Origin of the sequence: Staphylococcus sp. HMSC035D11 (genome assembly GCF_001836075.1) — a bacterium.
In the GTDB taxonomy this organism is placed as follows: Bacteria; Bacillota; Bacilli; order Staphylococcales; family Staphylococcaceae; genus Staphylococcus; species Staphylococcus hominis.
Window position 1 is genome coordinate 24,895 of record NZ_KV827232.1, and the last position, 19,446, is coordinate 44,340.

At 29.7% G+C, this 19,446-nt stretch carries 22 protein-coding genes; 16 read left to right on the forward strand and 6 right to left on the reverse strand.

All coding sequences use genetic code 11. The features are described from left to right. Positions 1–132: 132 nt before the first annotated feature. The 6 genes from HMPREF2647_RS04470 (at position 133) to HMPREF2647_RS04495 (ending at position 5,182) form a co-directional block, all read left to right on the forward strand. On the forward strand, positions 133–1,089 hold the full coding sequence (locus tag HMPREF2647_RS04470) for a FecCD family ABC transporter permease (RefSeq protein ID WP_049379663.1): 957 nt from the start codon (positions 133–135) through the stop codon (positions 1,087–1,089). 58 nt (positions 1,090–1,147) lie between these two features. Beyond that, complete coding sequence (locus HMPREF2647_RS04475; protein WP_017176034.1) at positions 1,148–1,852, forward strand: HAD family hydrolase; 705 nt, start codon at positions 1,148–1,150, stop codon at positions 1,850–1,852. Beyond that, positions 1,853–2,647 carry an alpha/beta fold hydrolase gene (locus HMPREF2647_RS04480; RefSeq protein WP_017176033.1) on the forward strand — a complete coding sequence of 265 codons (795 nt, stop codon included), beginning with the start codon at positions 1,853–1,855 and terminating at the stop codon, positions 2,645–2,647. It begins immediately after the preceding gene. A gap of 132 nt (positions 2,648–2,779) precedes the next feature. Further along, positions 2,780–3,286 carry an SA0570 family protein gene (locus HMPREF2647_RS04485; protein ID WP_002448912.1) on the forward strand — a complete coding sequence of 169 codons (507 nt, stop codon included), beginning with the start codon at positions 2,780–2,782 and terminating at the stop codon, positions 3,284–3,286. Between the two features lie 205 nt (positions 3,287–3,491). Then, positions 3,492–4,208 (forward strand): hypothetical protein, encoded by a 717-nt coding sequence (locus tag HMPREF2647_RS04490; RefSeq protein WP_049413750.1) that lies wholly within the window; start codon positions 3,492–3,494, stop codon positions 4,206–4,208. Between the two features lie 158 nt (positions 4,209–4,366). Next, positions 4,367–5,182, forward strand: a complete 816-nt coding sequence (locus tag HMPREF2647_RS04495) for an alpha/beta fold hydrolase (RefSeq protein ID WP_049413752.1) — start codon at positions 4,367–4,369, stop codon at positions 5,180–5,182. Positions 5,183–5,428: 246 nt separating this feature from the next. Here HMPREF2647_RS04495 and sarA read toward each other — a convergent pair whose 3' ends face one another. The 5 genes from sarA to HMPREF2647_RS04520 form a co-directional block, all read right to left on the reverse strand. Beyond that, positions 5,429–5,803: a global transcriptional regulator SarA gene (gene sarA / locus HMPREF2647_RS04500; RefSeq protein WP_002448898.1), complete on the reverse strand. Its 375-nt coding sequence runs from the start codon at positions 5,801–5,803 to the stop codon at positions 5,429–5,431. A 315-nt stretch (positions 5,804–6,118) separates the two neighbouring features. Then, on the reverse strand, positions 6,119–7,057 hold the full coding sequence (locus HMPREF2647_RS04505) for an efflux RND transporter periplasmic adaptor subunit (protein WP_049379661.1): 939 nt from the start codon (positions 7,055–7,057) through the stop codon (positions 6,119–6,121). 147 nt (positions 7,058–7,204) lie between these two features. Next, positions 7,205–8,131: a DMT family transporter gene (locus HMPREF2647_RS04510; protein ID WP_049413754.1), complete on the reverse strand. Its 927-nt coding sequence runs from the start codon at positions 8,129–8,131 to the stop codon at positions 7,205–7,207. Positions 8,132–8,311: 180 nt separating this feature from the next. Next, complete coding sequence (locus HMPREF2647_RS04515) at positions 8,312–8,533, reverse strand: DUF2922 domain-containing protein (protein WP_017176027.1); 222 nt, start codon at positions 8,531–8,533, stop codon at positions 8,312–8,314. A gap of 32 nt (positions 8,534–8,565) precedes the next feature. Continuing rightward, positions 8,566–8,772, reverse strand: a complete 207-nt coding sequence (locus HMPREF2647_RS04520) for a sigS mRNA-stabilizing protein SroA (RefSeq protein ID WP_002448893.1) — start codon at positions 8,770–8,772, stop codon at positions 8,566–8,568. Between the two features lie 142 nt (positions 8,773–8,914). Here HMPREF2647_RS04520 and HMPREF2647_RS04525 point away from each other — a divergent pair, with 142 nt between their 5' ends. From HMPREF2647_RS04525 to HMPREF2647_RS04570, 10 genes are all read left to right on the forward strand, one after another. Next, positions 8,915–9,472: a tyrosine-type recombinase/integrase gene (locus HMPREF2647_RS04525; protein ID WP_017176026.1), complete on the forward strand. Its 558-nt coding sequence runs from the start codon at positions 8,915–8,917 to the stop codon at positions 9,470–9,472. Between the two features lie 14 nt (positions 9,473–9,486). Continuing rightward, complete coding sequence (locus HMPREF2647_RS04530) at positions 9,487–11,889, forward strand: DUF4040 family protein (protein WP_049379659.1); 2,403 nt, start codon at positions 9,487–9,489, stop codon at positions 11,887–11,889. Beyond that, on the forward strand, positions 11,876–12,301 hold the full coding sequence (gene mnhB2 / locus HMPREF2647_RS04535) for a Na+/H+ antiporter Mnh2 subunit B (RefSeq protein WP_002455676.1): 426 nt from the start codon (positions 11,876–11,878) through the stop codon (positions 12,299–12,301). The genes HMPREF2647_RS04530 and mnhB2 overlap by 14 nt, the downstream gene beginning before the upstream one ends. Further along, complete coding sequence (gene mnhC2 / locus HMPREF2647_RS04540) at positions 12,298–12,645, forward strand: Na+/H+ antiporter Mnh2 subunit C (protein ID WP_002448875.1); 348 nt, start codon at positions 12,298–12,300, stop codon at positions 12,643–12,645. Before mnhB2 ends, mnhC2 begins: the two co-directional genes overlap by 4 nt. Further along, positions 12,635–14,134 carry a Na+/H+ antiporter Mnh2 subunit D gene (mnhD2, locus tag HMPREF2647_RS04545; protein WP_049415487.1) on the forward strand — a complete coding sequence of 500 codons (1,500 nt, stop codon included), beginning with the start codon at positions 12,635–12,637 and terminating at the stop codon, positions 14,132–14,134. The genes mnhC2 and mnhD2 overlap by 11 nt, the downstream gene beginning before the upstream one ends. Continuing rightward, complete coding sequence (gene mnhE2 / locus HMPREF2647_RS04550) at positions 14,131–14,613, forward strand: Na+/H+ antiporter Mnh2 subunit E (RefSeq protein ID WP_017176023.1); 483 nt, start codon at positions 14,131–14,133, stop codon at positions 14,611–14,613. The genes mnhD2 and mnhE2 overlap by 4 nt, the downstream gene beginning before the upstream one ends. Further along, a complete protein-coding gene (gene mnhF2 / locus HMPREF2647_RS04555) occupies positions 14,610–14,912 on the forward strand; it encodes a Na+/H+ antiporter Mnh2 subunit F (RefSeq protein ID WP_017176022.1) in 303 nt (100 codons plus the stop codon). Before mnhE2 ends, mnhF2 begins: the two co-directional genes overlap by 4 nt. Beyond that, positions 14,887–15,387 carry a Na+/H+ antiporter subunit G gene (locus tag HMPREF2647_RS04560; protein ID WP_017176021.1) on the forward strand — a complete coding sequence of 167 codons (501 nt, stop codon included), beginning with the start codon at positions 14,887–14,889 and terminating at the stop codon, positions 15,385–15,387. Before mnhF2 ends, HMPREF2647_RS04560 begins: the two co-directional genes overlap by 26 nt. 193 nt (positions 15,388–15,580) lie before the next feature. Then, positions 15,581–17,620 (forward strand): cation:proton antiporter, encoded by a 2,040-nt coding sequence (locus tag HMPREF2647_RS04565; RefSeq protein WP_017176020.1) that lies wholly within the window; start codon positions 15,581–15,583, stop codon positions 17,618–17,620. A 189-nt stretch (positions 17,621–17,809) separates the two neighbouring features. After that, complete coding sequence (locus HMPREF2647_RS04570) at positions 17,810–18,457, forward strand: metal-dependent transcriptional regulator (protein ID WP_049382098.1); 648 nt, start codon at positions 17,810–17,812, stop codon at positions 18,455–18,457. A 41-nt stretch (positions 18,458–18,498) separates the two neighbouring features. On the opposite strand, the gene HMPREF2647_RS04575 is transcribed toward HMPREF2647_RS04570, so the two are convergent. Further along, entirely contained in the window at positions 18,499–19,242 is a 744-nt protein-coding gene (locus HMPREF2647_RS04575) for a M50 family metallopeptidase (protein ID WP_070859577.1), read from the reverse strand. Between the last annotated feature and the right edge of the window lie 204 nt (positions 19,243–19,446).

Here is a 19,446-nt window from a genome sequence, read left to right on the forward strand (position 1 = left end):
TTTTATACAACATATATTCTTGTAAGTTTAGCAAAGCAGAGAAAGAATCATTTTGTAATCTTATTTTAATTAGTAGTAAGGATATATTCATTGTAATATAAGAAATAAATAATAATTGAAATGTGAGTGGAAATGAAACGACATCTATATTTAACATTTTCAGTTTGGACACTTTGCTTATGTATTATAATAGCTATAAGTCTTTTTTGGGGTTTAGGGTCATTACATCAAGCATTTAATCAAATGATTTTTTTAAAAGTTAGAGTTCCTAGAACATTTGAGGCGCTTATGGTAGGAGCCATATTAACGTTGACGGGTCAATTATTTCAAACGGTATTAAATAATCCTTTAGCAGATAGCTTTACACTTGGTTTAGCGAGTGGAGCGACTTTTGGATCAAGTTTAGCTATATTTTTAGGTGTATCTTTTCTATTTATTCCAATTTTTTCTATCATTTTTAGTATCACGACACTTTTACTTGTTGTTATAATGACAATCGTATTGTCTAGAAATTTTCCAATTAGAGTACTCATCATATCTGGACTTATGGTAGGCGCTTTTTTTAATGCATTAATATATATACTTACACTCATTAAACCAGAACGTACGAATCGTATGTTAGCCTATTATTTCGGAGGATTTGCGAATGCCGAAATGAATGAGCTCGTTTATATTACAATGGTTTCTTTGCCAATCATTATTGTGATATATAGTTTAGTTACACCAATTAAGCTCTTGCAATTAGGAGAAGCTAAAAGTAAGTCTCTAGGGTTAAATGTGCAATGGATAACATTTATTGTACTTTTGTTAACATCTATTATGACAGCTGTAGCAGTAGCGTTTATAGGTGTTATAGGTTTTATTGGCATCATTGTACCTCAATTAATTAGACGATATTATTTTCAATATAGTCTTGCTATACAAATGACATTAAACATATTGATAGGTGCATTAACGATGCTATTCGCTGATGTTGTAGGGAAGATTGTTATCAATCCAGTGCAAATTCCAGCAAGTATTATTTTATCACTTGTTGGGATACCCATATTATTTTATATTTTAGTCACTCAATCTAATACAACACGTTAGTGAAGTGAACAAAAATTATTAAAATAAGAATAATTATAGTGATAAGAGGTAAATAAAAATGGACTTAAGCCAAATCAAAGCAGTTGTGTTCGATTTAGAAGGCACATTATTGGATAGAACTAAGTCTCGAGATAAATTTATAGAAGAACAATATGAACGTTTTCATGATTATTTTGTACATGTACAACTTGCTGACTTTAAACATAAATTTATAGAATTAGATGATGATGAAGATAACGATAAACCTTATGTATATAAGGAGATAATAAAACAATTTCACATCGATAGATTGAAATGGAAAGATTTATTTCATGATTTCGAAATGCATTTCTATCGATATGTATTTCCATACTACGATACATTATACACACTTGAAAAGTTGTCAGAGCATGATTATTTACTCGGTGTAATTGCAAACGGGAAATCAAAGATTAAACAATTTCGGATTTATTCATTAGGAATAGAACACGTGATTAATTATTTATCAACTTCTGAAACAGTAGGTTATCGCAAACCTCACCCACGTATTTTTGAAGATATGATTGATCAACTCGGCGTTTTACCAGAAGAAATTATGTATGTTGGAGATGATGCCTTAAATGATGTTGCTCCTGCACGTGCTATGGGAATGGTAAGCGTTTGGTATAAACAAGAAAATGCTGAATTAGAACCTTTAGAAGAAGAAGTAGATTATATCATTACAACAATAGAAGAGCTCTTAACGATTTTATCCATAAATAAACAAAAAAAAGGAGATAATTAAATGGAATTATTTACAAGAAAAGGTGGATTTACATTAAATTACAATACTATGGGACAAGGATACCCAGTAGTGCTTGTACATACTGCGTTTGAAAATGCTTCAATTTTTCAAAATTTAGCTCATGCACTTTCAAAAACATTTCAAGTCGTATTATTGGATTTACGTGGTCATGGATATTCAGATAAACCACGACATATTAAATTCAATGAATTTGCAGATGATATTATTTTATTATTAGATTATCTCTACATAGATCAAGCGGCTTTTATTGGCCATGAAATGGGTGCTACAATTATTGCGCATTTATCAAAGCAATATCCAGAGTATGTCTCTTCGTTAACAATGATCAATCCGACATCTATTGAAGGAGAGTTACCAGAAGAACGATTGTTTAGAAAATATGCACATAAAATCCGTAACTGGAATGAAGATAAACAAGAGAAGTTTTTAGATAAACATCGCTATTATAAACATCGTAAAGTGAATAAGTTCTTAAAAAATGTCGAAGATACTAATTCAATTTCTACTAAAGAAGAGACAGAAGCAGTAGATGAAGTATTTAAACAAAGAGGAATTGCAGAAGTATTTGAGTACATCACTAAACCCACATTTATAGTTGCAAGTGCGTATGGAGAAAGAATAACATCTCTTGAATCTAAAGAAGTAGCAGATTTAATAGGAAATGTACATTTTGAAGTGTATTCGAAGTCAAGCATGTATCCTTTTGAAGAAGAACAAGAGAAGTTTATCCATGATGTGACACCTTTTATAAAAAAACATATGCCTCAACACTAAATAATATTATTTACCAAAATGAATGGATTATAAAAAAGAAATATTTTGTAATGTTTTTGTAATATTTCTGTTATTTTTGTAATGGATAGGGTATACTGTAATTAAGCATAAAAGAAAAAGGAGTGAGTGCTTATGAAAAAGTTAGCAACAGCCCTATTAGTTTCAGGACTAGTAATGACAGGAGTAGGCTATAATCATGCTGAAGCAGCTAGTGGTAATTCGATTCAGACTGTACAACAATTAACTCAAGGTCAAAAAACATTAGAAAATGTGACAATAGGTGAATCAATTAAAAATGTTATTAATCACTATGGCACACCTATTTATTCATATAATCCAAATAATCAAGAAAAATATTATGAATTCCATACAAATAAAGGCGTATTAGTTGTTACTGCCATCGGTAAAAAAAATACTGGTTATGTGACTAGAGTATCAATGACTTATAATCAAGCCAATGGTCCAACTTATCAAAAAGTAGCACAAAGCGTAGGTAAAAAAGCCATTAAACGTGTTCAATATAATAGTGTAAGTGGCAATTTTGCTTATATTCAAAACGGTAAAACAAGCTATCAATTTGGTTCAAGCTCACCTAAAGACAAAGTATTAAAATTATATCGTATTGATATTAATAAATAATGTAATGAAGTAGTTAGTTAAAGTGACGTATAATCCATTTCATTTAAAAGGTAATGAAATATATAGAAGTAGGATAACGAATTCAATCTGGGATTCGTTATCCTACTTCTTTTTATGAAAAGAAATCAATTGAAATCTATGATAAAATGTTGAAATGAATAAATTGAATGTATTTTAAAACTTACATTTGATAAAGGAGCAACATATGCGATCAAACGATAAAGTATTACTTGAAAATGTGAATGATTATTTTACTCATAAAGCCATGCCCCCTAAACTTATCGATGACATTAAAGAAAATATACGTAATGACTTTAAAAAATCTGAAGAAAAAAAGCAAGATTATCTTGATTTTAGAGGGAAATCAACGGCTCAAATTATCCTAATTATTCAACGAAATTTATTTGGTTTACAATTGAATCCTATTATATTTTTTATTATCAATTTTATTTTAATTTCATATTTATATGATAAGCAATACGTTCCATTCCAAGCTGCAACTATATTATCTTTGTTTTATTGTATTGTTATTTTCCCGATTACTATTTTTATTCATATACAAATTGCTCGAAAAAAATATTTATATAGTAATCGCACAGAGATAATCATAGGCTATATGATTGCAATTATTGCTTTAATTCTTATTATTATGCGTGCATTTAATCTCACTATAGGCATTGTTCCTATTACTATGTATAGTCATCAATTTATTTTCTTTATGGGACTTATAATGAGTTTATGCGGGGTTATTTTTAAAAGATTAGAATATACAGCAGTAGGTTTATTATTCTCTCAAAAGACGATTGATGCTGTTATTGTAAATTCAAATGTCGCTCAAACTGTTTCACTTATCATTTGGATTATTATCGTCGTACTAATTGTTACATATACTATACGATTATCATCTAGAAGAAGTATTTAATAAAATATATGATTTTAACTCAACCCTGATTAATAGGGTTGAGTTTTTTTATTTAAATTATATAAAAATTTTAAAATAAAAAAATAATTAATTGTATACATGTTTATAGCGTTAAATATGTTTTAGTGGGTATAGTAAATACTAAGGGAGGTGCCGATATGAAAAAAATTGAAACGTCTAATCAAATAAAGATAGCTTATCAAGATGCAGGTACAGGCATTCCCGTTATTTTAATTCATGGTTTAGATGGTAATTTAGCTGGGTTTTACTCATTAAAAAAAGAGTTGAAAAAACACTATAGAGTCATTGTTTACGATGTGAGAGGTCATGGGAAATCTACACATCCTACGAGTTATAACTTAAATGATCACATTAAAGATTTAATTATGTTAATGCAACAATTAGGTATTAAAAGCGCACATTTATTAGGACATGATATGGGTGGAATTATTGCACAAGCTTTTACCGAAAAATATAAAGAGAAAGTGCGATCTTTAACAATTATATCTTCTAAATCTGAAGATATTGTCCATGGTTTTACAAAATTAATGATTGAGCACCAAGATAAAGTAGCGGGGTTTAATAAATCTGAAGCGTTACTTATATTATTTCCATATATTTACAAAAAAAGTGACGTTGCAATGAAGTGGTTTCAACGTCAACGTTTATATAGTAAACAAGACGATGAAGATAGTGCAGTAGCATCAAGAGCCTTATTAGATACAGAGAATCAATCAAATACAGTCACACATGATATCAATGTTCCAACTATGATAGTAGAAGGACGTTATGACCCAATTATTATCAATAAAGAGAATCAACAATTTGAAAATCAATTTAAAAATATAAATTATGTTTTATTTAATGACTCAGGGCATGCACCTCATATAGAAGAAGAAGAGAAATTTTTAACATTATATTTAAATTTTGTAGAAAAAAATGATGCATCTCATACTACAAATTTATTGATATAAAATTATAAGCATAGAGTCAAAATTATCTACAATAGAATATCTAAGGAAACAGAACAACCTAAAGGGTGGGGTTCTAGATATAAAAAAATTATTAAACAATGTTTATAAATATTAGAATGAAGTTATTCTACAGAAAACAACATCATATAATATGAATTATGGCTATAAAAGAGGCCCGTAGACGAATGTTATCTACGGGCTATTATTCTAGGTTTTTTAAAGTTCTAGTCTCTTTAGGGTTTACTATTATAATTCTGTTTCTTTATTAGCTTCTTCGATTCGTTTGTTAACTCTATTAAGTAATTCATCAATTTTTGTACGTTGCGTTGCATTTACAAGAATCAATACTGTTCTTTCATCATGCTCATTACGTTTTTTATCGAAGTAATCTTCTTGAGATAAATTTTTCACTGCTTTTACTACTTGAGGTTGCTTGTAGTTTAAGTGATTAATAATATCTTTTAAATAATATTCTTCTTCTTTACTTTGACTAATATAAGTTAAAACAGCAAATTCTTCAAAGCTAATTGAAAATTCTTTTTTAATAATGCTTTTTAATTTATCTGCATAAGTAATCATTGCTAATAATTCAAAGCAGTCATTAATTTTTGAAATAGCCATTTTAAGACCTCCCCAACTAATATTCTTTCTATTTTTTATGCATCCGTTAAATTTATCTATATATAACGTCAACTATTAGTTTAAAAAAGCTATTAATAATTTAGATTAAATAAATTAATTTAATTCTATTTTATTTAGTTAATTATAACTAAATAAAATTAGAAAGTAAACGAAAATGCACTTAATAAAACAATATTTTGATTAATTAATACTTTGTTTATAAAAATAAGCAAATTTTATAAAAGATTTAATTAAGAACAATTATTATGATACTCCATATTATAAAATTAAAGTTTAATATACTAAAATAAAAGATTATTCGGTGCTTTCTAATAAAGATGTAGAAGGATGCGTAATAATTTTATCACCAATATTTAATCCATTGGATACCATAATATACCCACTTTTTTTACTTTTAATATATTTAATGTTTCTTTTTATAATTTTTTTATTATGTATAACTAGAACATAATTTTTATTGTAAATGACTTTATTGGGTAATTCATATTCTGTTGTTCCTAAGTGAAGATTAAAATGGTATCCAATAGGGTAGGAAGGATCTGTAGAAATATCTACGTTATAAAAAGAGGAAGATGTCTCAGTTTTATAAGGAATAGAAGAAATAGATAAAATTTTTCCTTCAAATTGCCTAGTATTTTTAATAGAAACTTGAACAAGTTGATTATTTTTAAGCTGTTTGAGTTGAGATTCATTGATTTTAGCACGAATGATTCGTTCATCACTATTAATTTGCATAATTTCAGTATGAGATTTTGAAGGGAAAGGGTGAAGTACAGTGACTCGACCTTTAATAGGAGCATAAATACGTGTTTGAAGTTGTTGCTGTAAGTTGAGTATATCATTAGATAATTGAACTTGTTGGTTGAAGTTATCGGAGGATATTTTATTTGAGTGTTGTATTGAAGATAAAAGATTCTTTTTTGCAAGAATATGTTTTTCAATGTGTGGATTATAATATTTAAATATGGGTGTATCTTTAGATATCGTTTCGTTATTTTTTACTAGAATATCTGAACTAATACCTAATGAGGGCTCATAATAAAGTGTATAACTTTGTTTAGCTTGCTGAACGCCTTGAAAAGAAAGAGAGTAATGTGGTTTTACAGTCATCGTTTCTATTTTGCTTAAATGAGTAGTTTTAGGAATCTTAGAATAAATATAAAATCCAAACGAAATAATAAGGAGAAGGAGGAGGGTTACCAGTATTGGTAAAGGGGATAAAAACTTTTTCAAATATAATCACCTCTAAACATTAATATGCATTTATTATACAAGTTTAGAGCTAAATACAACATAATTAAATGATGACATCAAAAAAGTCTTCTCAATTATTTCATTAAGAAGACGAAGATTTAGATAAAAGTTTAATTTTATTAGCCATTAAAATAAACGTAATAAAACAATACCAATTGCTATAGCGATTAATCCTATAAATTTACGGAAAGTCATTTCATTTTTAGGTACACCAATGCCAAAGTGATCAATAATGACGCCCATTATCATTTGACCAAGCATTGCGACAATAGTTGTAAGAGCAGCACCTAAATAGGGCATTAATATAATATTAGATGTAACGAATACGACACCTAAAATTCCACCAATAAAATAGAGCGGTTTAATACGACCGAAATGATGTTGTGATAGTTTAATTTTTAAACTTCTATTAAATATGATTGTTAGAATAAATAACGCAATAGTTCCAACAGTAAAAGAAACTAGTGCAGCGAATAAAGAAGAATGCATTTGCTTTGAAAGTCCGCTATTGATTGTAGTTTGTAGTGGAGGCGCAAATCCGAAAATAAAGCCAATGAACAACCAAATATAAAGTGAGATATTTCTTTTATCTTTAAGTTTATTTTTAGGTATATGATTCATAAGAAGAATTCCGAATAATAAAACAATAATTCCCACACCTTTTAAAAAAGTAAAAGATGTTTGATTGGCTCCAAGTAATCCCAATGTATCAATAATAACACCCATTATGATTTGACCAGCAACTGTCATCACAACCGTAAGTGCTGCACCTAATCTTGGAAGAAGTAATAAGTTACCTGTTAAGAACCATACACCAAGCAAGCCACCAACCCACCAATGATAATCAATAGAGTGACCAGCATAAAATGAGCTTGAGAACATTTGGATATTAAAAATGATATTAAGTATTAATAAAAATAGAGTGCCTACAAAAAAAGAAATCGTAGAGGCATAAAAAGATGATTCTGTAAATCGACCTAATCTAGAATTAATCGATGTTTGAATAGGCACCATCATACCAGCAATAATTCCAAGTACAAATAGAAAAAGCAAACTTAATTCCTCCATTATTTTTACTATCAAATATGATTATTATACGTAAATTTATAAAAAAATTCTATACTAAAAAAGAGAACGGATAGAATTCTTTTAGAACTCTTCATCCATTCTCAATCTACTGTTTAGAAGACGTGAAGTAAAATTTGATATTGTAACTTACGTCTACTATGTCAATTAATTTAATTCAAATAAAACAGTTGTTGTTTTATCTACAATCTGAGCTGAAGCGACTTTACTTGGAGCGCCACTGGTAAATCTTAAAACATCTAACTTAATGATATTTTCCATTGCTGATTGTACATTAGCTTCTGTTATTGTTGCTGAAATTTGTGGTAATTGTAACTTAGCTGTTTTGTTTAGATTTGTCTTAAATATAAGTTCTAACGTTTTTGACATTGTTCATACCTCCTTTTTAATAAAATCATTCATTAAACTAATCCTTGAGTTTTTACAACTTCAACTTTATCGAAAGATTCTTCAATCAAATTTGAAATTGTTGTTACAAATGATTTGATGTCTGCTTCAGAAGCACGTGTATTAATGTTATTAAATCGACGTTTAATTTCTTTAGCTTTTCCATTTGTATCATGTGTAACGTGAGTACAAATAACAGATAACTGAGTAATTTCGTTCATCTTACTTTCACCTCCTTACACTTTATATATCGAAAATATTTTTAAAAAAAGTAACTTGAAGTCAAAAATAATTGAGCGAAATATTTTAATGTTACTAAAATATGATATATCATTAAATAAGAAACTTTTTTGAGGTGGATAAATGAATTATGTAGAACCTATTAAGAAAAAGAATGATATTAAGAAGATGTATCACGTGTTACAAATGAAATCAGACAGAGATTATCTTTTATTTAAACTGGCTATACATACAGGTATGCGACTTACTGACTTATTACATCTTAAAGTTGAAGATATAAAGAATAAAGAAAATAAAGAAATAAAGACAGCTTGGATTCAACAAAGTGCCCCATTTATCAAAATTATGATTCCTTCTGATTTAAGAAATGAAATTGATACATATATCTATGAAAATCAGTTGAAAGATGATCATCTTTTATTTCAGTCTCTTCGTACACATAAAGAACTTTCACGTCAGCAAGCTTATCGAATTATTCACCACGCAGCTAAAGAATTAGGCCTTTTACATATTGGTTTAACTACTCTACGTAAAACTTTTGCATATCATGCTTATAAATCGGGTATTTCTATTGCGATTATTCAAAAATATTTAGGACACCAGACTACGCATGAAACTTTGAAATTTATTGGTTTGTCACCTAAAGAAGATCATCATACAATTATTGCTTTGAATTTATAAAAAGGAGGGTTTTGATGAGTTTAATTTATTTACTAGGGGCACTTTTACTAATCATAGGTATGGTTCTAATCACTTTATTTATTAGACCTCTAAGACGCTATGCGGGATATATTTCCCTATTTGCTCCAGTAATTGCTTCTGTTTATTTCTTATCTCAAATTCCTAGTGTACTTCATCAGAAAGTGATTTCTTTTAAACTAGCTTGGATGCCAGCTATCGATTTGAATTTAGATTTAAGACTAGATGGACTTGGATTAATGTTTGCTTTAATTATTTCTATTATAGGGATAGCTGTTTTCTTTTACGCTACTCAATATTTAACGCCTAATGGTGATAACTTACCTAGATTTTTCATATACTTACTTTTATTTATGTTTAGTATGTTAGGTATAGTAATATCTAATAATACCATTCTTATGTATATCTTCTGGGAACTCACAAGTGTTTCATCTTTCTTACTTATTTCGTATTGGTATAGTAATGCAAATAGTCAGCTAGGTGCAATACAGTCATTTATGATTACGGTATTTGGCGGCTTAGCATTATTAACAGGTTTTATTATGTTGTACATAATGACAGGTACGAATACAATTACTGAAATTTTATCGCAAAGTCATCATATTAGTGAGCAACCTTTATTTATTCCAATGATCATTATGATGCTTATTGGAGCTTTCACAAAATCAGCTCAATTTCCATTTCATATTTGGTTACCTAAAGCTATGGCTGCGCCAACCCCTGTAAGTGCCTATCTACATTCAGCAACAATGGTTAAAGCAGGTATATTTTTACTATTTAGATTCACACCTGTATTAGGCTTAAGTAATAGTTATATTTATATTGTTACTTTTGTAGGATTAATCACAATGATGTTTGGATCTCTTACAGCTTTAAGACAATATGATTTGAAAGGAATTCTTGCCTATTCTACAGTTAGTCAACTTGGGATGATTATGACAATGGTTGGTTTAGGTGGAGGTATTGCGCAGCATCCAAGTGGACCAATGGCTAAAATTTACACATTAGTTTTATTTGCAGGGTTGTTCCATGTCATGAATCATGCGTTATTTAAATGTACGTTATTTATGGGCGTAGGTATTATTGATCATGAAGCGGGCACAAGAGATATTAAAAAATTAAATGGTATGAGAAAATTCTTTCCTAAAATGCACGTGAGTATGACGCTTGCAGCATTATCAATGGCGGGAGTACCATTTTTAAATGGTTTTTTAAGTAAAGAAATGTTTTTTGATTCTTTAGTTAAATCTATTGAATTAGAGCAATTTAGTTTAACTTTAACCATTATAATTGTGGCATTAGGCGTGATTGCAAGTATATTCACGTTTGTCTATGCAGTTTACATGCTAAAAGAAACATATTGGGGAGAATTTAATGAAAAAGAAGTTCCTAAAAAGCATATTCATGAGCCGTGGTTGTTCAGTTTACCAGCAATGATCTTTGCTGTGATGCTACCTGTTATCTTCTTTATCCCAAATACCTTTACGCATCCGATTGTTTTACCTGCATTAAGAAATGTCACAAACTTAGGTATCCAAGTTGATAAGATGGCACCACATGTATCCCAGTGGCATGGTATTAATTTACCGCTTATTTTTAGTATCATTGTTATTATTTTAGGAATTATTTTAGCAACAAAAGTAAATTGGAAAGTGTTAACGCACCGCTTAATCAAAACAGCATCGATTACAAATTCCTATCGTAAAGCTTATAGCATATTTGAACATTATGCTGGTTGTAGTATTCGTGGTGTAATGACGAACCGATTAAATTACTACAATGTGATTACGCTTTTAGTGTTTTCACTATTTGTAGCGTATGGCTTTTTAAGAGTAGGGTTTCCTAAACTACATCTAATGCATGTTACTGACTTTGGGCCTTTAGAAGTGCTGCTTGCGATTTCAATCAGTGTTGTTGGTATAGCACTTGTCTTTATAAGACAACGTTTAACGATGGTAATATTAAATGGAATTATTGGCTATTCAGTTGCATTATTTTATTTAATCATGAGGGCACCTGATTTAGCTTTAACACAACTTGTAGTAGAGACGATGACTACAATATTATTCATTGTTAGTTTTTCACGCTTACCAAATATTTCTCGTAAGAAAGCAGATAAGAAAAAAGAAATGATGAAAATTGTTGTAGCATTCATTTTTGCAGGCGCAGTGGTAACACTTGTATTTATGGCACAACAAGGTGATGGTTTAGAAACTATTTCTAAATATTATATGAATGCAAAAGAACTCACAGGTGGTAAAAATATTGTGAATGCCATTTTAGGTGATTTTAGAGCACTTGATACTATGTTTGAAGGCTTGGTATTAATTATTGCTGGTTTAGGTATTTATACATTATTAAATTACAAAGATCGGAGGGGTCAAGATGAAAGAAAATGACGTAGTCTTAAAAACAGTAACTAAAATTGTTGTATTCATTTTACTTACTTTTGGTTTCTACATTTATTTAGCGGGTCATAATAATCCAGGAGGAGGATTTATTGGTGGTCTCGTCTTTAGCTCAGCTTTTATCTTGATGTTTTTAGCTTTCGACGTAAAAAAAGTATTGGATAGTTTACCTATCGACTTTAGAAAATTAATGATTATTGGAGCGCTTATTTCTTTAATCACAGCTATTGCGCCTACCTTTTTTGGCAAATCATTTTTATATCAAAGTGAATTTACACTTCATTTACCAATATTTAATGAAATGCATATTACTACAGTGACGATTTTCGAATTAGGCATAGTACTTTCAGTAGTGGGTGTGATTGTCACAATTATGTTGGCATTGAGTGGAGGTAAATCATGAATCTTATTTTATTACTAATTATAGGATTTCTCGTATTCTTAGCGACATACATGATATTATCTTTAAATTTAATTCGTATTATTGTAGGGATTTCGATTTATACGCATGCGGGTAATTTGATTATTATGAGTATGGGTCACTATAGTGACCACGTAACAGAACCGCTTATTCGTGGTTCAAATACCAACTATGTCGATCCATTATTGCAAGCACTTGTTTTAACTGCAATTGTTATTGGATTTGGTATGACAGCTTTCTTACTTGTATTAGTTTATCGAACATATCGTGTTACAAAAGAATCAGAAATTGATGTGCTTAGGGAGGATGAAGATGATGAACAGTAACTTATTAATCCTTCCGATTCTCTTACCACTTCTTTGTGCATTATTACTTGTATTTACGAAGAATAAAAATAGAGTTTCGAAGATTTTATATATTGGAACAATGACGGTTAATACGCTTATTTCGCTAGCTTTATTGATTTATGTGATGAATCATAAACCAATCACTTTAGATTTTGGTGGTTGGAAAGCACCTTTTGGTATTCAATTTTTAGGTGATACTTTAAGTTTACTCATGGTAACAGTCGCTTCTTTTGTAGTGACTTTAATTATGGCGTATGGATTTGGATCTGCTGAAAAACGTGTGAATCGCTATTATTTACCAACATTTATTTTATTTTTAACTACCGGTGTGATTGGTGCTTTTTTAACTTCTGATTTATTTAACCTCTATGTGATGTTCGAAATTATGTTACTTGCATCATTTGTGCTTGTAACATTAGGACAATCAATAGAACAATTAAGAGCAGCCATTGTCTATGTTGTTTTAAATATTATTGGGTCTTGGTTATTTTTATTAGGTATTGGCTTACTTTACAAATTAGTAGGAACATTAAACTTTTCTCAAGTTGCCTTACGCTTAGATGATATTCACAATAATGAAATGGTGGTTGTCATTGCAATTGTATTTATGATTGCATTTGGTTCAAAAGCATCGTTAGTGTTATTTATGTGGTTACCTAAAGCTTATGCAGTATTAAATACTGAGCTCGCAGCTTTATTTGCAGCTTTAATGACGAAAGTGGGAGCATATGCTTTAATTCGTTTCTTCACTTTATTATTTGATCAACATCCAAATATTACACACCCAATACTTGTATTTATGTCTTGTATTACAATGATTATTGGTGCTTTTGGAGTCATTGCATTTAAAGACATAAAGAAAATTGCAGCATATCAAGTTATTTTATCAATTGGTTTTATTATTTTAGGCTTAGGATCAAATACATTTGCTGGAATTCATGGTGCTATTTTTTATCTAACAAACGATATTGTAGTAAAAACATTATTATTCTTTATTATTGGTAGTTTAGTTTATATGTCTGGTTATAGAGAATATAAGTATTTATATGGTTTGGCAAAGAGAGAGCCTTTCTTTGGCGTAGCATTTATCGTTATGATTTTCGCGATTGGCGGGGTTCCTCCTTTTAGTGGATTCCCTGGTAAAGTGCTTATTTTCCAAGGTGCGGTTCAAAATGGTAATTATATCGGATTAGCACTCATGATTTTAACAAGTCTTTTAGCAATGTATAGTCTATTTAGAATACTATTTATTATGTACTTTGGAGATGCAGATGGCGAGCAAGTTGATTACAATCCATTGCCTGCTCATCGAAAAGGTATGATTGGCATATTAACTGTAGCTGTAGTAGTTATGGGTCTTGCAGCACCAATTGTTATGAATGTTACTAAAAATGCAACAGAGTTAAATACAAATGATGCTTACTTTCATCACTTAGTTAATCCACATTTAAAGGAGGAGAATAAATGAGACAAATTGTATTGAATATCTTAATTGCTTTTCTATGGGTACTCTTTCAAGACCAAGGTTCTTTTTTATTCTCTACCTTTGTATCTGGCTATCTTATAGGATTAATTGTGATTTATATACTGCACCGATTCTTTGGTCAAGAATTTTATTTAGTAAAAATATGGGTAGCTATTAAGTTTTTAGGTATATATTTGTATCAGTTAATTACTTCAAGTCTTAGTATCATTAAATACATTTTATTTAAAACAAAAGATATGAATCCTGGTCTTCTCACATATGAAACAGAGTTAAAAAGTGATTGGGCCATTACATTTTTAACCATTTTAATTATTATTACGCCTGGATCGACAGTGATTAGAATTTCAAAATTAACCAATAAATTTTTTATTCATAGTATAGACATTTCTGAAAATGAAAAAGCTAATTTGTTAAAAAGTATTAAACAATATGAACGTTTAATTATGGAGGTGTCACGATGATCCAAGCGATGACTAACTTTTTTAGTACAGGAGCTTTAATATTATTTGGTATTGCATTTATTATTGGATTGTTTCGTTTGATTAAAGGTCCTACAACAGCAGACAGAGTCGTAGCATTTGATGCAGCTAGTGCCGTCATTATGTGCATTGTTGGAGTAGTTAGCGTGATTTATGATACTGATGCGTACTTAGATTCAATTATGTTAATTGCGATCATTTCATTTGTAAGCTCTGTATCTATTTCTAGATTTATTGGAGGAGGTCGGGTATTCAATGGAACTCATAAAAAGCGTCACTGAGTTGATTGCGTCTATTCTTATTTTTCTAGGAAGTATTATTGCAGTAATTAGTGCAATAGGCATTGTAAAATTTCAAGATGTTTTTTTACGAAGTCATGCTTCTACGAAAAGCTCAACGCTTTCTGTATTACTTACTTTAATCGGGGTATTAATATACTTTACGACGGCGCAAGGTCTCTTTAGTGTTCGTTTATTATTATCCATTGTCTTTATTAATTTAACATCTGCTGTTGGTATGCACCTTGTTGCTAGAGCAGCTTATCGAACTGGAGCATACATGTATAGAAAAGATGATGCACCAAGACAATCTTCCATTTTATTAAGTTCAAAAGAATTTAATACAACAGATGAGTTAAAAAGTCGTGCTAAAAAAAGAGAAGAACAACGAGAAAAACTGTATTATGATATTAAAAACTATAGAGCTGAAGAAAGAAAACAACATGGTGATAAAAATATTGAAGATTTAGAAGAATAATTGCATATCTTAATAGTTTTTAAGTGAATTATTTTGAAAGTGCAAGTTAGTTAATCTGAATATATTTTAATGATAAAATTGATATTAAATTGAGAGCATAAGAACGGTAGATAATAACTACATACGTTTAAAATAAATAAGATGATAATGTATCTTATATCTCAAATTAAATATGAAATAATGGGGTGAAAGTTTGGAAATATTTGAAACGATTCTCATATTTCTAGCTGTTGTTATTGTAAGCTCCTTTGTTCATACTTTTATTCCTAAAGTACCTCTTGCATTTATTCAAATCATATTAGGAATGATCCTCTTTATATTGCCTGTACCAGTTGAATTCAATTTTGATTCTGAACTCTTTATGCTAGCTACCATTGCACCTTTATTATTTGTTGAAGGTGTTAATGTATCTAGGGTACATTTACGAAGATATATTAAACCTGTCATGTTAATGGCATTAGGTTTAGTAATTACTACCGTCATAGGTGTAGGGTTATTTATTCACTTAGTATGGCCAGATTTACCAATTGGTGCAGCGTTTGCGATTGCCGCAATTCTCTGTCCTACCGATGCTCCGGCAGTGCAAGCTATTACACAAGGTAAAGTATTACCAAAAGGTGCAATGACGATTTTAGAAGGTGAGTCTTTATTAAATGATGCTGCAGGTATCATTTCATTTAAAATAGCAGTAGGGGTACTTGTTACTGGCGCTTTCTCATTATTTGAAGCGATTCAACAATTCTTAATTGCTTCAATCGGAGGGGCCATTGTAGGATTGTTAATCGGTATATTACTTGTTCGATTCCGTCTAACATTAACACGACGTGGTATTGAAAATATTAATATGTTTGTATTTCTTCAATTGTTAACACCATTTGTAACCTATCTTGTGGCAGAACTATTCCATGCTTCAGGTATTATTGCTGCTGTAGTGGCTGGACTTGTTCATGGTTTTGAACGTGACCGTATTGCTCAAACACGTACACGCCTTCAACTAAGTTATAACCATACGTGGAATATTTTAGGCTATGCGTTAAATGGTTTTGTATTCTCAATACTTGGCTTCTTAGTGCCGGAAGTCATTGTAAAAATTATTAAAAGTGAACCACATAACTTACTTTTCTTAATAGGAATTACTTTATTAGTAGCATTGGCTGTATATGTATTTAGATTTATTTGGGTTTATGTACTATATCCTTTATTTTATCTATCAGTCAGTCCATTCCAAAAATTAATGAATGATGATGGAACAAATACGAAAGAGAAACCCCCTAAACGAAGTATGTATGCGTTAATTATGACTTTTTGTGGTGTTCATGGAACAATTTCACTCGCAATCGCATTAACGTTACCTTACTATTTAGAAAATCATGAGTCATTTAAGTATCGTAATGACTTACTCTTTATTTCTTCAGGTATGGTTATCTTAAGCTTAGTGATTGCACAAATCATTTTACCTTTTGTTACGAAAAATGCACCTCAACCTAAAATAGGAAGTATGAATTTTAAAGAAGCAAGAATTTATATTTTAGAACACGTGATTGATTATTTAAACAAACGTTCCTCATTTGAAACAAGCTATCGATATGGAAATGTTATTAAAGAATATCATGATAAATTAACTTTCCTAAAATCAGTAGAAAAAGATGACGAGAATTCAAAAGAGCTGGAACGTTTACAACGAATTGCTTTTAACGTAGAAACAAAAACGCTTGAAAAATTAGCAGATGAAGGCGAAATTACGGAAAGCATGTTAGAAAACTATATGCGATTTGCTGAACGTACACAAGTTTATAGACAAGCTTCACTCAGTCGTCGTATTATTGTTGGAATTAGAGGATTACTTTTGAAACGTCATATTCGTACACGTACAAATGCAGCTTCATCATTAAGTGTTACTGAAAACTTAATGGAACTTTCTAAAATCAATAAAAGAGTCCATTATAATGTTGTAAGCCGACTTGTTAAAGAGGCAAATGAAGATAATAAATTAGAAGTGGGTATGATATGTGATGGATATTTAATGAGAATAGACAACTTATCACCATCTAACTTCTTTAACACACGTTCTGAAGATTCAATTACTAAAATTAAGTTGAATGCTTTAAGAGAGCAACGTCGTATTTTAACTGAACTTATTAGTGATGAAGAGATTACAGAAGCGACAGCTTTAAAATTACGTGAGGCAATTAACTATGATGAAATGGTTATTGTAGACAGTTTAACTGATTAATTTAATAATTCAATAATGATTAATACTAAACCTAAGACAACTCGCTATGTCTTAGGTTTTTTTAGTATAAATGGAAGGTTTAAAATTGAAATTTAAGATGTATTCCTCTTATTGTAAGATGATAGAAGACAACTACATTACTCAACCATTCGTGATACAATAAGATGAAACTGTTTATGAGGTGAAATCATGTTAACTGAAGAAAAAGAGGATTATCTCAAAGCAATTCTAACTAATGGTGGTGATAGCGCTTTTGTTTCAAATAAAATACTATCTCAATATTTAGATATAAAACCACCTTCTGTAAGTGAAATGGTAAATCGTTTAGAAAAAGCTGGATTTGTTGAAACTAAACATTATAAAGGGGTAAAACTCTCTAAAGAAGGTCTCTCTCATACACTCGATATTATAAAAAGACATCGTTTATTAGAACAATTTTTAATTGAAGTGTTAAATTATAATTGGGAAGAAGTACATCAAGAAGCGGAAATTTTAGAGCATAAAATTTCTGACTTATTTTTAGAAAGGATAGATAAACTGTTAAATTATCCTGAAACTTGTCCGCATGGAGGAGTTATTCCAAGAAATTATATTTATAAAGAAAAGTATAATGACTCATTACTTGAATATGATGAAGGAGACATAGTAAACATTAAACGTGTTCGCGATAGAACGGATTTACTTGTTTATCTATCCAGTAAGCATATTTCAATTGGAGATAACATTGAAATAGTATCCAAAGATAAAACCAATAAAGTCATGATTATAAATAATAATACAACTATGACGATTCTAAGTTATGATAATGCAATGAATATATTTGTAGAGAAAAATTAAACAAACCGTCATCTATTCAACTTGAATATGATGAGCCGTTTTTAAATCATAAATTTGTATATTAAATATAAAGAGAAACCGTTAATCATAATCCAAAATAGACTATAAAATAATGTTGGTAAATGTGTCAATTCAGCTAAAGTATTACCATCCCAATGTGTTTTTACTCTTTGGAAAGTCAATAATATAATTGTCCAACTAGATTGCAAAACTTCTCCTAATAGGACACCTAAGATAAGATGGCATAGGAGGACTACGATATAAAAAATCATAAATTGATTATTGTCTTGCAATAAAAAATACAATAATGAAATTAAAATGATTAAAACGATAATGGGAGACAATTTTCGAGATGTTAAAATAAGGTAATACATAAATATCAAACTATATAAGATTAAAAATAAGCTTGGATAGTTAAAATGAATGGTCCAAAAACCTATCATTAACATGATTGGTGGCATAACATATCCACCTAATGTCGTAATACATTGTCCAGTAACTGATTTAGATTGTGTTATTGCATAGCCTTGTTGTAACGTTTCTTTACGTTCACTAGGGCGTACAACAATGACAAGATCTTTAGCATGCCCCCCACTTAACTTATTAAATAGAATGTGACCCATTTCATGAGTCAGTACTGGAATATAATTTAAGTAAATATCTAAATATTGACTAAAAGAACAATGTCGATTTTGATGAATAATTATATAAGATATTGCTATAATAATGACTAAATAAATATTTAAGATAACAGTCGTAGTTAAAAATTGTTGCAAATAATCCATAATCAACCTCACGTTAATAGTATGACTTCTATTATAAATCATTAATATAAACTGGACCTTTAGACTTTAGACGTATTTTTGAATACAATGATAAAAATAATATATGATGAATAAGTTGAGGTTATTATAAATTCATTACAACATATAAAGAGGGTAAGAAAGCAGGGAGTTAACGTAAATGTATAGTTCAAAAAAGAAAAAAAA

Coding starts and splice junctions, on each gene's coding strand:
- HMPREF2647_RS04470 (WP_049379663.1), top strand. CDS start 133: ATGAAACGACATCTATATTTAACATTTTCAGTTTGGACACTTTGCTTA.
- HMPREF2647_RS04475 (WP_017176034.1), top strand. CDS start 1,148: ATGGACTTAAGCCAAATCAAAGCAGTTGTGTTCGATTTAGAAGGCACA.
- HMPREF2647_RS04480 (WP_017176033.1), top strand. CDS start 1,853: ATGGAATTATTTACAAGAAAAGGTGGATTTACATTAAATTACAATACT.
- HMPREF2647_RS04485 (WP_002448912.1), top strand. CDS start 2,780: ATGAAAAAGTTAGCAACAGCCCTATTAGTTTCAGGACTAGTAATGACA.
- HMPREF2647_RS04490 (WP_049413750.1), top strand. CDS start 3,492: ATGCGATCAAACGATAAAGTATTACTTGAAAATGTGAATGATTATTTT.
- HMPREF2647_RS04495 (WP_049413752.1), top strand. CDS start 4,367: ATGAAAAAAATTGAAACGTCTAATCAAATAAAGATAGCTTATCAAGAT.
- sarA (WP_002448898.1), bottom strand. CDS start 5,803: ATGGCTATTTCAAAAATTAATGACTGCTTTGAATTATTAGCAATGATT.
- HMPREF2647_RS04515 (WP_017176027.1), bottom strand. CDS start 8,533: ATGTCAAAAACGTTAGAACTTATATTTAAGACAAATCTAAACAAAACA.
- HMPREF2647_RS04520 (WP_002448893.1), bottom strand. CDS start 8,772: ATGAACGAAATTACTCAGTTATCTGTTATTTGTACTCACGTTACACAT.
- HMPREF2647_RS04525 (WP_017176026.1), top strand. CDS start 8,915: ATGAATTATGTAGAACCTATTAAGAAAAAGAATGATATTAAGAAGATG.
- HMPREF2647_RS04530 (WP_049379659.1), top strand. CDS start 9,487: ATGAGTTTAATTTATTTACTAGGGGCACTTTTACTAATCATAGGTATG.
- mnhB2 (WP_002455676.1), top strand. CDS start 11,876: ATGAAAGAAAATGACGTAGTCTTAAAAACAGTAACTAAAATTGTTGTA.
- mnhC2 (WP_002448875.1), top strand. CDS start 12,298: ATGAATCTTATTTTATTACTAATTATAGGATTTCTCGTATTCTTAGCG.
- mnhD2 (WP_049415487.1), top strand. CDS start 12,635: ATGAACAGTAACTTATTAATCCTTCCGATTCTCTTACCACTTCTTTGT.
- mnhE2 (WP_017176023.1), top strand. CDS start 14,131: ATGAGACAAATTGTATTGAATATCTTAATTGCTTTTCTATGGGTACTC.
- mnhF2 (WP_017176022.1), top strand. CDS start 14,610: ATGATCCAAGCGATGACTAACTTTTTTAGTACAGGAGCTTTAATATTA.
- HMPREF2647_RS04560 (WP_017176021.1), top strand. CDS start 14,887: ATGGAACTCATAAAAAGCGTCACTGAGTTGATTGCGTCTATTCTTATT.
- HMPREF2647_RS04570 (WP_049382098.1), top strand. CDS start 17,810: ATGTTAACTGAAGAAAAAGAGGATTATCTCAAAGCAATTCTAACTAAT.
- HMPREF2647_RS04575 (WP_070859577.1), bottom strand. CDS start 19,242: ATGGATTATTTGCAACAATTTTTAACTACGACTGTTATCTTAAATATT.